General features: G+C 71.6%; 16 protein-coding genes. 5 read left to right on the top strand and 11 right to left on the bottom strand.

Translation table 11 applies throughout. The features are described 5' to 3' along the window. Nucleotides 1-44 precede the first annotated feature (44 nt). Nucleotides 45-818, top strand: coding sequence for an alpha/beta hydrolase (locus tag ACZ51I_RS24660; protein WP_468879552.1), 774 nt, complete (start codon nt 45-47; stop codon nt 816-818). Here the strand turns inward: ACZ51I_RS24660 and ACZ51I_RS24655 are convergent. After that, on the bottom strand, nt 804-1775 hold the full coding sequence (locus tag ACZ51I_RS24655; RefSeq protein WP_468879550.1) for a LysR family transcriptional regulator: 972 nt from the start codon (nt 1773-1775) through the stop codon (nt 804-806). The genes ACZ51I_RS24660 and ACZ51I_RS24655 overlap by 15 nt on opposite strands. A gap of 62 nt (nt 1776-1837) precedes the next feature. Between ACZ51I_RS24655 and ACZ51I_RS24650 the strand changes: the two genes are divergently transcribed. The 3 genes from ACZ51I_RS24650 to ACZ51I_RS24640 all read left to right on the top strand — a co-directional run bounded on the left by ACZ51I_RS24650 (nt 1838) and on the right by ACZ51I_RS24640 (nt 4961). Then, nucleotides 1838-3097 carry an MFS transporter gene (locus ACZ51I_RS24650; protein ID WP_468879547.1) on the top strand — a complete coding sequence of 420 codons (1260 nt, stop codon included), beginning with the start codon at nt 1838-1840 and terminating at the stop codon, nt 3095-3097. Between the two features lie 172 nt (nt 3098-3269). After that, a complete protein-coding gene (locus ACZ51I_RS24645; protein ID WP_468879662.1) occupies nt 3270-3905 on the top strand; it encodes a L,D-transpeptidase in 636 nt (211 codons plus the stop codon). 84 nt (nt 3906-3989) lie between these two features. Beyond that, nucleotides 3990-4961 carry a sigma-70 family RNA polymerase sigma factor gene (locus ACZ51I_RS24640; protein ID WP_468879546.1) on the top strand — a complete coding sequence of 324 codons (972 nt, stop codon included), beginning with the start codon at nt 3990-3992 and terminating at the stop codon, nt 4959-4961. Here ACZ51I_RS24640 and ACZ51I_RS24635 read toward each other — a convergent pair. The 5 genes from ACZ51I_RS24635 to ACZ51I_RS24615 all read right to left on the bottom strand — a co-directional run bounded on the left by ACZ51I_RS24635 (nt 4958) and on the right by ACZ51I_RS24615 (nt 7140). Next, nucleotides 4958-5233, bottom strand: coding sequence for an STAS domain-containing protein (locus tag ACZ51I_RS24635; RefSeq protein WP_468879543.1), 276 nt, complete (start codon nt 5231-5233; stop codon nt 4958-4960). The two genes, ACZ51I_RS24640 and ACZ51I_RS24635, sit on opposite strands and share 4 nt — an antisense overlap. Continuing rightward, nucleotides 5206-5736: a hypothetical protein gene (locus ACZ51I_RS24630; RefSeq protein ID WP_468879540.1), complete on the bottom strand. Its 531-nt coding sequence runs from the start codon at nt 5734-5736 to the stop codon at nt 5206-5208. The genes ACZ51I_RS24635 and ACZ51I_RS24630 overlap by 28 nt, the downstream gene beginning before the upstream one ends. A gap of 140 nt (nt 5737-5876) precedes the next feature. Beyond that, nucleotides 5877-6143, bottom strand: a complete 267-nt coding sequence (locus ACZ51I_RS24625; RefSeq protein WP_468879537.1) for a DUF4235 domain-containing protein — start codon at nt 6141-6143, stop codon at nt 5877-5879. Beyond that, complete coding sequence (locus ACZ51I_RS24620; RefSeq protein WP_468879534.1) at nt 6140-6730, bottom strand: DUF3618 domain-containing protein; 591 nt, start codon at nt 6728-6730, stop codon at nt 6140-6142. Before ACZ51I_RS24620 ends, ACZ51I_RS24625 begins: the two co-directional genes overlap by 4 nt. Beyond that, nucleotides 6727-7140, bottom strand: coding sequence for a phage holin family protein (locus ACZ51I_RS24615; protein WP_468879532.1), 414 nt, complete (start codon nt 7138-7140; stop codon nt 6727-6729). The genes ACZ51I_RS24620 and ACZ51I_RS24615 overlap by 4 nt, the downstream gene beginning before the upstream one ends. A gap of 24 nt (nt 7141-7164) precedes the next feature. Between ACZ51I_RS24615 and ACZ51I_RS24610 the strand changes: the two genes are divergently transcribed. After that, a complete protein-coding gene (locus ACZ51I_RS24610; protein ID WP_468879529.1) occupies nt 7165-7425 on the top strand; it encodes a hypothetical protein in 261 nt (86 codons plus the stop codon). Between the two features lie 110 nt (nt 7426-7535). Here ACZ51I_RS24610 and ACZ51I_RS24605 read toward each other — a convergent pair whose 3' ends face one another. The 5 genes from ACZ51I_RS24605 to ACZ51I_RS24585 form a co-directional block, all read right to left on the bottom strand. Further along, nucleotides 7536-8813, bottom strand: a complete 1278-nt coding sequence (locus tag ACZ51I_RS24605) for a thymidine phosphorylase (protein ID WP_468879526.1) — start codon at nt 8811-8813, stop codon at nt 7536-7538. A gap of 80 nt (nt 8814-8893) precedes the next feature. Beyond that, entirely contained in the window at nt 8894-9289 is a 396-nt protein-coding gene (locus ACZ51I_RS24600) for a cytidine deaminase (RefSeq protein WP_468879524.1), read from the bottom strand. Beyond that, nucleotides 9286-10548: an ABC transporter permease gene (locus tag ACZ51I_RS24595; protein WP_030687477.1), complete on the bottom strand. Its 1263-nt coding sequence runs from the start codon at nt 10546-10548 to the stop codon at nt 9286-9288. The genes ACZ51I_RS24600 and ACZ51I_RS24595 overlap by 4 nt, the downstream gene beginning before the upstream one ends. Beyond that, nucleotides 10545-11660: an ABC transporter permease gene (locus ACZ51I_RS24590; RefSeq protein ID WP_468879521.1), complete on the bottom strand. Its 1116-nt coding sequence runs from the start codon at nt 11658-11660 to the stop codon at nt 10545-10547. The genes ACZ51I_RS24595 and ACZ51I_RS24590 overlap by 4 nt, the downstream gene beginning before the upstream one ends. Next, the gene (locus ACZ51I_RS24585) at nt 11657-13294 is read right to left on the bottom strand and encodes an ABC transporter ATP-binding protein (protein WP_468879660.1); all 1638 of its coding nucleotides are present in this window, start codon (nt 13292-13294) and stop codon (nt 11657-11659) included. Before ACZ51I_RS24585 ends, ACZ51I_RS24590 begins: the two co-directional genes overlap by 4 nt. Between the last annotated feature and the right edge of the window lie 58 nt (nt 13295-13352).

The raw sequence follows: 13352 nt of genomic DNA, 5'->3' as shown, positions 1-13352 counted from the left end.
CGCGTACGACTGGCGTACACCTCCGCTTCTGAGACTGTTCTGCCATGGCGCACTTCGCACTCGTGGGGCCGCCCGAATCCCGGCGACCCCGGCTCGGACGCCCTGTCAGTTCCCGGTCGGCGGCGGCGGTGGGCGGCGTGGTGCTGCTCCTGCCGGACGGTGAGCCGGTGTCGGTACGGCGGCCCTCCGCGCGGGCGCACGCGGCGCTGCTCCCGCTGGGGCGCGCCCTGGTCCGGGCGGGCCGGGCCGAGGGGCTGGCCGCGCACGCGGTGCGCTACCGGACGCGCGGCTGGAACGGCGCGGACGCGGACCTCATGGCGGACGCCTCCTGGGCGGTCGCGGAGGTGGTACGGCGCTACGGCGACGTCCCGGTCTGCCTCCTGGGTCACGGGATGGGGGCGCGGGCGGCGCTGCGGGCGGCCGGCCATCCGGCGGTCGGCGCGGTGCTCGCGCTCGCGCCGTGGCTGCCGGAGGAGGACGTGGCGGCGGAGCCGGAGCCGGTGCGGCAGCTGGTGGGGAGCAGGGTGCTGCTCGTGCACGGCACGAACGACGCGCGGACGGACCCGGAGCTGTCGTTCCGGTTCGCCGCGCGGGCGAAGAAGGCGAACCGGGACACCTGCCGCTTCGAGGTCCACTCGGACGGTCACGCGCTGCGCCAGTACGCGGCCGAGGTCCGGGCTCTCGCCGTGGACTTCGTGCTCGGCGCCCTCTTCTCCCGGCCGGTGGCCCGCCCGGTGACCGACGCGATGGCGGCTCCCCCGCCGCTGGGCCTGCGGATGCCGCTGGCGGCGGGGTTCGGGGGTTCACGCCGGAGGTGACGGTTCCTTCGGGAGCAGGTGGCCGCGTCTGCTGAGCAGGAACTTCTTGAAGGCGGCCACCGGGGCCGTGTCCGGGTGGCCGTCGAGCCAGGCGACGCCGATCTCGCGGACCGCGCGCGGCGCGGTGACGGTGAGTTCGACGACGCCGGGGCGGGGGACGGCGGGCGGGGGCAGCAGGGCGACGCCGAGGCCGGCGGCGACGAGGCCGCGCAGGGTCTCGGCCTCCTCGCCCTCGAAGGCGACCCGGGGCTTGAAGCCGGCCTCCGCGCACAGGTCGTCGGTGATGCGGCGGAGGCCGTACCCCGGCTCAAGCGTCACGAAGGTCTCCTCCGCGGCCTCGGCGAGGCGGACCCGCTTTCGGCCGGCGAGCCGGTGGTCGTCCGGGACGACGAGCCGCAGCCGCTGCTCGTCGAGGCGCCGGGCCACCAGGTCGGGGGCGTCCGGGACCGGGGAGGTCAGGCAGAGGTCGAGGTCGCCGGCCCGCAGCCGCTCGATCATCGCCTCGCCGTAGTTCTGGACGAGGGTGAAGCGGATCCGCGGGTGGTCGACGCGGAAGGCGCGGATGAGCCCGGGGACGGTCTCGGAGCCCATGGTGTGGAGGAAGCCGAAGGCGACCCGGCCGGCCGTCGGGTCGGCGTCGGCCCGTACGGTGTCGGCGGCCCGCTCCACCTCGGCGAGGGCCCGCTCGGCGGCGGTGAGGAAGCGGCGGCCCGCCGGGGTGAGGGAGACCGTGCGGCCGCGCCGGGCGAAGAGGGTGACGCCGAGGTCCTGTTCGAGCCGGACCATGGCCCGCGAGAGCGTCGACTGCGGCACGCCCATCTCGGCCGCGGCGCGGGTCACGTGCTCGTGCCGGGCGACGGCGGCGAAGAACGCGAGCCGAGGCGCGAGCACCGGTCCCATGTCTTCTTCGTTACTGTTCGGTGACAGGCGAGGCTGTGACCTGTACTCATGCACCATGGGAACGATTACAGCAGTTCCGTGCATTGGACGCATGAAACGGACCGTCCTACGTTCGTGACATGCCTTCCGCCAGTACCAAGGCGGCCGCCACCACCGCGTCCGCCGACACCCGCCTCTCCCCCGGTGCCCCCGGCTACCGCCGGATGAGCCTCGCGCTCTTCGCCGCAGGACTGGCCACCTTCGCCCTCCTCTACTCCACGCAGGCCCTCCTCCCGGCCATCTCGGCCGAGTTCGGCGCCACCGCCTCCGCCGCCTCCTGGACGGTCTCCGCCGCGACCGGCGCCCTCGCCCTCTGTGTCCTGCCGCTCAGCGCCCTCTCGGAGCGTTTCGGGCGGCGCGCGATGATGACGGCCTCCCTCTCGGTCGCGGTCGCCGTGGCGCTCCTGGTGCCGCTCGCGCCGGACCTGGAGTCCCTGATCGCGCTGCGCGCGGTCCAGGGCGCCGCGCTCGCCGGTCTCCCGGCCTCCGCGATGGCGTTCCTCGCGGAGGAGGTGCGGCCCAAGGCGCTGGTCGCCGCGATCGGCCTCTTCGTGGCGGGCAACTCGATCGGCGGCATGAGCGGCCGGCTCGTGACCGGCTGGGTCGCCCAGCTGTGGGGCTGGCGCGCGGGTCTGGCCGCCGTCGGCCTGACCTCCCTGGTGTGCGCGCTCGCCTTCCGGGCGCTGCTCCCGAAGGCCCGGCACTTCACGCCCGGCACGCTGAACCCGAAGGCGCTCGCCCGGACGGTCCGGGGCCACCTCGCCGACCCGCTGCTCATGCGGTTGTACGTGATCGGCGCGCTGTTCATGACGGTCTTCGGCGCCGTGTACACGGTGATCGGCTACCGCCTGGTGGAGGCGCCGTTCTCCCTGCCGCAGGGTGTGATCGGCTCGATCTTCCTGGTCTACCTGGTCGGTACGGTCTCCTCGGCGGCCGCGGGCAAGCTCGTCGGGCGGCTCGGGCGGCGGGGGGCGCTCTACCTGGCGGTCACCACGACGGCGGCGGGTCTGCTGTTCTCGCTGTCCGACGCGCTCGCGCTCGTCCTCGCGGGCCTGGTCCTGATCACGGCCGGTTTCTTCGCGGGCCACGCGGTCGCCTCCTCCTCGGTGAGCCGCACGGCGAAGACGGGCCGCGCGCAGGCCTCGGCGCTGTACCAGTCCGCGTACTACCTGGGGAGCAGCGCGGGCGGCACGCTCGGCGCGATCGCCTTCCACGCGGGCGGCTGGGCGGGCACGGTCCTGATCGGTCTGGTCGCGGTCCTCGGGGTCGTCTCGGTCACGCTGTACGGCTCGCACAGCGCGCGCGTCGAGGCGCGGCGCCCGCACCCGGCCGCCGCCTGAGTCACGACCGGGACCGCACGGGGATGTCCCTCCCGCGCTGCAACCGCCAGACTTCCTCGTACGTCCTCGAATACAGGGACTCAAGGGGGAGTTGACGATCATGAACGGAAGTACGCGACGCATCGGCAGGAGGGCGGGCATCGCCGCCGGGATCACGTCGCTCGTGGTACCGATGACGATCGCGCTCGGTACGGCCCCGGCGCAGGCGGCGTCCTGCAACGTGACGACGGGGCCGTACCAGAAGCAGGTCGAGAAGTTCCTCGGCCGGCCGGTCGACGGACGTCAGTCGCTCGCCGACTGTCAGGCCACGCAGGCCTTCCAGCGCAAGCACGGCATCACCCCGACCATGGGGTACGCGGGGCCGCTCACCTGGCGCACCATGAACACGATGATCCAGCAGAAGGCGGCCGGGTCCAACCCCAACCGGGCGGGCACCTGTCCGACCAACCGCGGCCGGATCGCCTGCGTCGACCTGACCCGCCAGCTGAGCTGGATCCAGGACGGCTCGCGCCTCAAGTACGGCCCGGTGCCGGTCCGTACGGGCAAGGACGGCACCGAGACCCGTACCGGCTCCAAGAAGATCTACTGGCGGAACATCAACCACTGGTCGACGCTCTACCACGTCTCCATGCCGTACTCGCAGTTCTTCGACGGCGGCCAGGCCTTCCACTCGACCACCAAGTCCATGTGGAACCCGCCGGGCTCCGGCGGCTGCGTCAACATGCGTCCGGCGGACGCGAAGGCGTACTGGAACCTGCTCAGGAACGGCGACGACGTCTTCGTCTACGGCCGCAAGCCGGGAACCTGACCCCGGCTGTCAGTCCGCTGCGGTAACTTCCCTCTCACCGGCACCGAACGGGTGCCGGTGAGGGGTGAGTGGGGTGTTGACCCGATGAGTGAAGCGGCGACCGCGACGACCGAGGAACTCGACAAGTACCGCAGGGAGCTGACCGGTTACTGCTACCGGATGCTCGGGTCGTCCTTCGAGGCGGAGGACGCGGTGCAGGACACGATGGTCCGGGCCTGGAAGGCCATCGGCTCCTTCGAGGGCCGCTCCTCGCTGCGGTCCTGGCTGTACCGGATCGCCACCAACGTCTGCCTGGACGCGCTGAACGCGGGCAACCGGAGGGCGCGGCCGATGGATCTGACCGCCCCGACGCCGGTGGCGCAGGCCCAGCTCGTCAAGCAGCCGGAGATCACCTGGCTGGAGCCCGTCCCGGACGGGCGGGTCCTGCCCTCGGTCGCCGACCCGGCGGAGACGGCCGTCTCGCGGGAGACCGTACGGCTCGCGTTCGTGGCCGCGCTCCAGCATCTGCCGCCCAAGCAGCGCGCCGTGCTCATCCTGCGCGAGGTGCTCGCCTGGAAGGCGAGCGAGGTCGCCGAGCTCCTCGACACCTCCGTCGCCTCGGTCAACAGCGCGCTCCAGCGGGCCCGCGCGACCCTCGCCGAGCAGGCGCCGGCCTCCTCCGACCCGGCGAACCCGCTGGACGAGGAGCAGAAGGCGCTCCTGGAGCGCTACGTCGCCGCCTTCGAGGGCTACGACATGAAGGCGCTGACGGCCCTCCTCCACGAGGACGCGACGATGTCCATGCCGCCGTACGACCTGTGGCTCCAGGGCCACGAGGACATCGTCGGCTGGATGCTGGGCGTCGGCGACGTGTGCCGGGGCTCGAAGCTGGTCCCGACCGTGGCGAACGGCTCGCCGGCCTTCGCCCACTACCACCCGGACCCGGCGGGCGGCTTCAGCCCGTGGGCGCTGATCGTCCTGGAGCTGCGGGACGGCAAGGTCGGCGGGATGGACTTCTTCCTGGACACCGAGCGCTGGTTCCCGCTCTTCGACCTTCCGGCGCGGCTGGACGGCTAGAGATCCAGGGTCTCGCCGAGGCCGGTGAGGTGGAGCAGGGCCCTTAGTTCCGGTCCCGCTCCGTGGAAGCGGATGCGGTGCCCGCGTCGGCCTGCGGCGAGTTTCAGCCGGGCGAGGGCGTCGACGGCGGTGAGGTCGGCGCCCGTGAGCGCGCCGGTCTCGCAGACGACCTCGCCGGGCGGGGCGGCGGCGAGCCGCGCGCAGAGCCGGCTCACCTCGTCCCGGGTGGGGCGGGCCGGCAGGGTCACGACGAGGGGCTGACTGGTGTCCACGTTCCGTACGACCGTCCGGGTGCCGGGAACTCATCGTGGGACGCGGAGGCTTTCGTGTCATCCGGTCGTGCATGAGGGCAGGGGGTGTCCGCCGCGACCGTGGGAACGCGCATCCGGCGGAGGAGATCACGTGTGGTGCGCATGCTGAGCGTGCTGTGCCACGCGACGCCGGGGTGACGGGCGCGCAGGTGGGAGAGCGCCCGGGTGCCCAGCCCCGTGCCGTGGAAGCGTTCGTCCAGGGTGAGACCGGTGATGACGCCCTCGGCGCAAGCGGTGCAGATGCGGTAGTGGACCTGGCCGACGACCTGGCGGACGTGGACGAGGAGCAGGCATTCCTCGCCGGGCCCGGAGTGGTCGGGGATGTGCGTGGACAGGAACTCGATCGCCCGGTACGCCAGGATCCGGCGGCGCAGACGGCCGGGGGGCCGCCCTCGGCGCGGGTGCTTGGCGCCGCTTCGTGGCGTCCTCCACGCGGTGAAGGCCGGGCCGAACAGACTGGTCATGGGACGCGCGTGGTGTCCGTGCATGAGCGTCGTGTTCCCCGAGAAACCGGCGATACCCACCCCGGGGTGCCGGGCGCTGTTCCGGTGCCCCCGGCGGCGCCGACCTCGAGCCCTCGGGGCCGGCGCCGCTCCTGGACGGTTCAGCCCGGCCAGGTGCCGGTCACGCGGCGGGTGGTGACGGCTCCCGCCCGGTCGACGGCCGCCTTGACGACCGCGAAGATCGCTCCTTGCAGGGCGGCGGCGACGAGGATTTCCTTCCAGGTGCGGTCCTGGTCGGTGGCGTCGGGGGCGTCGTCGTCATGGCCGACCATCTTCCACGCCTGCTTGAAGGCGGTGGCGGCGAGCATGCCGCTCGCGGCGCCGAGCACCATGCCGACGGGCTTGTAAGCCAACTTGGTCATCTTCATCGGGGCCTCCGGGTACGACGCAGGAGCAGGTAGACGACGCATGCCGCCGCGGCCGCGGCGAGCACGGGGGCGCGCTTGCCCCGTACCAGGGTCACGGCCGACCCGGCCTTCGCCCGGACCGGCTCCGGGGTCTTCTCGGCGGCGAGGTGCCCGGCGCGGGCCGCTGTGTCGCGGACCTGCGCTGCCGCGTGAGCCGCCTTGTCCAGGACCGGATCGGGGGTCTTGTCCTTGACCGAGTGAGCGGCGTGCGCGGCCTTGTCCCGGAGCCGGTCGGTGACGAGGGCGGCCTTCTCGACGGCCTGGCCCTTGAACTCGGCCGCCTTCTCGGCCGCCTGATCCTTGAACTCAGCGGCCTGGTCCTTGAACTCGGCCGCCTTCTCGACGGCCTGGTCCTTGAACTCGGCCGCCTTCTCGACGGCCTGGTCCTTGAACTCGGCCGCCTTCTCCTTGGCCTGCGCCTTGACGTCGGCCTTGGCCGCCAGCGCCTCCACGGTCATGCCGAGCTCCTCACGGGTGTGCTCGACCTGCTCGCGCAACTCCTCAGGAGTGGGTGCGGTGTCCTTGCCGTTCTTGGAGGGGGTGCTCATCGGCGTGCTGCCTCCTTGATCTCGGCCACGTCGGCCTTGACTCCGTCGATGGCCTGCTCCGGTACGGGGGTGCCGGCCTTGCCGATCTGCTTCTTCCCGGCAACGGCCAACACCGCCGCCACCGCCGCCAGCACGGCGGCGATGATCAGGGCCGAAGCCCAGACCGGGAGCACCAGCGCGAGAGCGGCGATCACGGCGGCGACCAGAGCCTGCGCGGCCAGGAAGCCGACCAGGCCGGCCCCGCCGAACAGGCCGCCGCCCACGCCGAAGCGTCTGCCTTTCTGCGTCATCTCCGCCCGGGCCACCTGTATCTCTTCGCGGACCAGTTCCGAGATCTGCCGCGATGCCCGGGAAACGAGGTCGCTCACCGATTCCTCGATGTGGTCCGGGGGGCGTCCGACGGCGCTCATCCACTCCTCACCCTCTCCGCGTGCGTGCCCGTCATGGGGTGCGGCGGCCGCCGCACGGTGGCCGCCGTGTTCACGGCGCGCCTACCCCACGAGGAGCCGCTCATCCGCCCTCGGATCCCGCCTGATCGCCGGGGCCTCACCGAGGCGGAGAGGGTCGAGCACTTCGCGGGCTCCTCCCACGAGCTGCTCACCGCGATCGTGGAGGAGCGCGGGGGCCGCCCCCTGGAGCCCCGCCGACAGCCCCCTTCGCCCAGCGGTACGAGGGCACCCTGGACGCCGGGCTGACGGCCGTGGCGGGTGGGCCCGCGGACGGTGGTCTTCAACCATGCGGGAGCTGCCGGGGCGGCTCGGGGAGCCGGTGCAGCCCGCGCACCGGCTCCCCGCGCCCGCCGGTCTCAGGCGATGCGGTCCAGGACGATCGGGTTCGGGGTGAACTCCGTGCCCGGCGCCGCGATGTCCCAGGAGTCGTTCAGGGACTTCAGGGCGTAGTCGAACTTCTCCGGGGTGTCCGTGTGGAGGGTCAGCAGCGGCTGGCCCGCGGTCACCGTGTCGCCCGGCTTCGCGTGGAGCTCGACGCCGGCGCCGGCCTGCACCGGGTCCTCCTTGCGGGCACGGCCCGCACCCAGGCGCCAGGCGGCGATGCCGATGTCGTACGCGTCCAGGCGGGTGAGGACACCCGTCGACGGGGCGGTGACGACGTGCTGCTCGCGGGCGACCGGGAGCGCCGCGTCCGGGTCGCCGCCCTGGGCCGCGATCATCCGGCGCCAGACGTCCATCGCCGAGCCGTCCGCGAGGGCCTTCGCCGGGTCGGCGTCCTTGATGCCGGCCGCGGCCAGCATCTCGGCCGCCAGGGCGACGGTCAGGTCGACGACGTCCTGCGGGCCGCCGCCGGCCAGGACCTCGACGGACTCGCGGACCTCCAGGGCGTTGCCCGCGGTGAGGCCGAGCGGGGTCGACATGTCGGTGAGGAGCGCGACGGTCTTCACGCCGCTGTCGGTGCCGAGACCGACCATCGTCCGCGCCAGCTCACGCGCGTCCTCGATGTTCTTCATGAAGGCCCCGGTGCCGACCTTGACGTCCAGGACGAGGGAGCCGGTGCCCTCGGCGATCTTCTTCGACATGATCGAGCTGGCGATCAGCGGGATCGCCTCGACCGTGCCCGTCACGTCGCGGAGGGCGTACAGCTTCTTGTCCGCCGGTGCCAGGCCGTCGCCCGCCGCGCAGATGACCGCGCCCGTGGTGTCGAGGACGTGCAGCATCTCCTCGTTGGAGAGCAGCGCACGCCAGCCGGGGATGGACTCCAGCTTGTCGAGGGTGCCGCCGGTGTGACCGAGGCCGCGGCCGGAGAGCTGCGGGACGGCCGCGCCGCAGGCGGCGACGAGCGGGGCGAGCGGGAGGGTGATCTTGTCGCCGACGCCGCCGGTGGAGTGCTTGTCGGCGGTCGGGCGGGAGAGGGAGTCGAAGTTCATGCGCTCGCCGCTCGCGATCATCGCGGCGGTCCAGCGGGCGATCTCCGTACGGTTCATGCCGTTCAGCAGGATGGCCATGGCCAGGGCGGACATCTGCTCGTCGGCGACGACCCCGCGGGTGTACGCGTCGATGACCCAGTCGATCTGCTCGGGGCTCAGCTCACCCTTGTCCCGCTTGGTGCGGATGACGGAGATGACGTCCATGGTGGTGCCTCTTTCTACGCGCATAGAGGGGGAAAGGGGGAGCGACCCTTCCATGGTGGCGGAAGGGCCGCTCCGAGGTGTTACTTGGCGAGGTGGTCCGGGCCGAAGGCCTGCGGAAGCATCTCGGCCAGGGTAAGGAACCCGGCCGGGGTCTCCAGGACGAGCTCGGGGCCCCCGAACTCGTACAGGAGCTGCCGGCAGCGCCCGCACGGCACCAGGGACTCGCCCCGGCCGTCCACGCACACGAAGTGCGTCAGCCGCCCGCCGCCGGTCGCCTGGAGCTGCGAGACGAGCCCGCACTCGGCGCACAGGCCGAGGCCGAACGAGGCGTTCTCCACGTTGCAGCCGGAGATCACCCGCCCGTCGTCCACGAGGGCCGCCGCACCGACCGGATAGCCCGAGTACGGGGCGTACGCGCGGGACATCGCCTCGCGGGCGGTCTCCCGCAGCAGCTCCCAGTCGGGGGCCGGCGTCACTTGCCCTGGCCCTTCCGGTAGGGCAGGCCGTCCGCCTTCGGCATCCGCAGGCGCTGTGCCGAGAGGGCGAGCACGAGCAGGGTGGTGATGTACGGGGCGGCGTCGACGAACTGGCTCGGGACCTCGTCGGTGAGCACGTACCAGAGGAAGAAGCCGACGGCGAAGACGGCGCCGATCGCGGCCACCACCCACTTCTTCCTGTACATCTGCCACAGCGCGGCGATCACCAGGAGCAGCGCGACCAGCAGCAGCAGCGCGTGGACGTTCTCGGCGCCGCCGCGCAGCTTGAGGCTGTCGGTGAAGCCGAAGAGGCCGGCGCCCATGGCCATGCCGCCGGGCATCCAGTTGCCGAAGATCATCGCGGCGAGACCGATGTAGCCGCGGCCGCCGGTCTGGCCCTCCTGGTAGATGCCGGTGGAGACGATCGCCAGGAAGGCGCCGCCGAGGCCGGCGAGGGCGCCGGAGACGGCGACGGCGATGTACTTGTACTTGTAGACGTTCACGCCGAGGGACTCGGCCGCGACCGGGTTCTCGCCGCAGGAGCGCAGGCGCAGGCCGAAGGCGGTGCGCCAGAGCACCCACCAGGTGGCCGGGATGAGCAGGGCGGCCACGATCGTCAGCAGCGACAGGTGGGTGACCAGGCCGCCGAGGATGCCGGCGATGTCCGAGATAAGGAACCAGTGCTTCTGCTGGAGGTCGATCAGCCAGTCCGAGAGTCCCGGGACGGTGATGTCGGTGATCTGGTCGATCCGCGGGGACTGCTTGGAGGAGCCGCCCTCGGCCTTGTCGAAGGTGAAGTTCGACAGGTACTGGGTGAAGCCGACCGCCAGGATGTTGATCGCCACACCGGAGACGATGTGGTTCACGTTGAACGTGACGGTGATGATCGCGTGCAGCAGACCGCCGAGCGCGCCGCCGAGGACGCCGACGACGACGCCGGTCCACGGGCCCCACTGGTAGCCGGCCCAGGCGCCGAACCAGGTGCCGAGGACCATCATGCCCTCGAGACCGATGTTGACGACGCCCGCCCGCTCGGACCACAGACCGCCGAGACCGGCCATGCCGATCGGCACGGCGAGCTGCAGCGCGCCGGAGACCTGGCCGACGGAGGTGAGGTCGTTGGCTCCGGAGACGACCCGGACCAGCGAGAAGAGCACGAGAGCGGCCGCGACGATCAGCAGGATCCAGGGCCAGGTCAGCTTGCGGCGTCCGGCCTTCTTGGGCGCGGCGCTCGGCTTGGCAACGGTGCCGGTGCTCATGCCGCCACCTCCTTGTCGGTCTTGATGGCGCCGCCGGCGGCGAGCTCCTCGCCGACCTTCTGCTGCTGGCGGCGGAGGCCGTAACGGCGGACGAGCTCGTAGGAGACGACCACGGCGATCACGATGATGCCCTGCATGATCTGCGTGATCTCCTTCGGGTAGCCCGCGATGTCGAGGCTCGAGGACGCCTTCTCCAGGAACGCGAAGAGCAGGGCTGCGAAGAAGATGCCGACCGGGTGGTTCCGGCCGAGCAGGGCGACGGTGATGGCCGTGAAGCCGACACCGACCGGGAAGGCGAGGCTGTAGGTGTGGGTCTCGCCGAGCAGGATCGGCATGCCGGAAAGACCGGCGAGGGCACCCGAGATCAGCATCGCGGTGAGGATCATCTTCTTGGCGTCGACGCCGCTCGCCTGGGCCGCGGACTCGCTCCCGCCGGTGGCCCGCAGGTCGAAGCCGAACTTGGTGCGGTTGAGGACGAACCAGTAGACGACACCGAGGGCGAAGGCCACGAAGGTGAAGCCGTAGATCTGGCCGCCCTCGCCCATGTCGATGCCGGGGAACCAGCCGGACTCGGAGATCTGACCGGTGGTGAGGTCGTTGGAGCCCGCGGGCTGGACGCCGAAGTTCTTCGGCAGGATCAGCCAGGCCACCAGGGAGGTGGTGATGGCGTTCAGCATGATCGTGGAGACGACCTCGGAGACACCCCGGGTGGTCTTCAGGATGCCCGCGATGCCGGCCCAGAAGGCGCCGGTCACCATGGCCACGAGCACGATGAGCAGGATGTGGAGAGGGCCGGGCAGCTCCACGGCGGCGCCGACCAGCGCCGACAGCATCGCGGCGAGACGGTACTGGCCGTCGACGCCGATGTTGAAGAGGTTCATCCGGAAGCCGATGGCCACGCCCAGGGCCGCCAGGTAGAGGGTCCCGGTGTAGTTGACGATGAGGACCTGGACGTCGGAGAACCCGGCGTTCTCGATCATCAGCCGGATCGGCTCGATCGGGTCCAGACCCGTCGCGAGCAACACCAGGACGGTGAGCACGAAGGACGAGACCAGCGCGAGCACGGGGCCGGCGGCCCCGATGATCAGCTTGTCCTTGTCGATTTTCATCATCGGGCGTCACCGTCTTCGGACTGCTCTTCGGTGCCTTCGAGGCGGCCGGTGGCTGCGCCGGTCATGGCGGAGCCCAGCTGCTCGGGCGTGATGGTGGCGGGGTCGGCGTCGGCGACCAGCTTGCCGCGGTACATGACCCGGAGCGTGTCGGACAGGCCGATCAGCTCATCGAGGTCGGCGGAGATCAGCAGCACCGCGAGGCCCGCGCGGCGGGCGTCCCGGATCGCGTCCCAGATCTGCGCCTGCGCGCCGACGTCCACACCGCGGGTGGGGTGGGCGGCGATCAGGAACTTGGGGTTGTGGCTCATCTCGCGGCCGACGATCAGCTTCTGCTGGTTGCCGCCGGAGAGGGAGGACGCGGTGACGTCGATGCCGGGGGTGCGGACGTCGTACTCGCGCACGATCCGCTCGGTGTCCTTGCGGGCGGCCTTCGGGTCGAGGATGCCGCGCTTGGAGTTGGGGGCCTCGGTGACGTGGCCGAGGATGCGGTTCTCCCAGAGGGGGGCCTCCAGGAGCAGGCCGTGGCGGTGGCGGTCCTCGGGGATGTATCCGATGCCGCCCTCGCGACGCTTGCGCACGGAGACCTTGGAGATGTCCTCGCCGTCGAGGGTGATGACGCCCGCGTCGGGGACGGACATGCCCATCAGGGCCTCGATGAGCTCGGTCTGGCCGTTGCCCTCGACACCGGCGATGCCGAGGATCTCGCCCTTGTGGATGGTGAGCGAGATGTCGTCGAGGAGCTTGCGGCCCGCGCCGATCTCCTGGACGGTGACGGCGCCGGAGGGGTCCGGCGGGGCGGCGGTGGTGAGCGGGGCGGCCGCGGCGGCGCCGGCCTCGGTCAGGGTCAGGCCCTCGACCTGGAGCATCGGGACGTCCGTGACCGTCGACTCGCGGGTCTCCGGCGAGGGCAGCTCGCTGCCGACCATCAGCTCGGCGAGCTGCTTGGTGGTGGCGGTCTTCGGGTCGGCGGTGCCGACCGTGGTGCCCCGGCGGATGACGGTGATGTCGTCGGCGACCTTCAGGACCTCGCCCAGCTTGTGCGAGATGAAGATGACGGTGAGGCCCTCGGACTTGAGCTCGCGCAGGTTGTCGAAGAGCGCGTCGACCTCCTGCGGGACCAGGACGGCGGTCGGCTCGTCGAGGATGAGGATCTTCGCGCCGCGATAGAGGACCTTGAGGATCTCCACGCGCTGCCGCTCGGCGACGCCGAGGTCCTCGACGAGCGCGTCGGGGCGGACCTCGAGTCCGTACGCGTCGGAGATCTCCTTGATCTTCTTCCGCGCCTTGGCGCCGATGCCGTAGAGCTTCTCGCCGCCGAGGACGACGTTCTCCAGGACGGTGAGGTTGTCGGCGAGCATGAAGTGCTGGTGCACCATGCCGATGCCGCGGGCGATGGCGTCACCGGGCGTGGAGAAGGTGACCTGCTCGCCGTCGATGGCGATGGTGCCCTCGTCCGGCTTCTGCATGCCGTAGAGGATCTTCATGAGGGTCGACTTGCCGGCACCGTTCTCGCCGATGAGGGCGTGCACGGTGCCCTTGCGGACCGTGATGGCGATGTCCCTGTTGGCGACGACGCCGGGGAAGCGCTTGGTGATGCCGTGCAGTTCTACGGCAGGGGGGCTGGGCGCGTTGATGACGCACTCTCCTTGGCCGGAAGGAGTGGGAGCGGGGAGGGGCAGGGCGGGGCGAAGT

Source organism: Streptomyces sp. NPDC034084 (genome assembly GCF_055575535.1).
The sequence above is the reverse complement of the archived record's forward strand: the minus strand, read 5'-3'. Positions and strand labels throughout refer to the sequence as shown.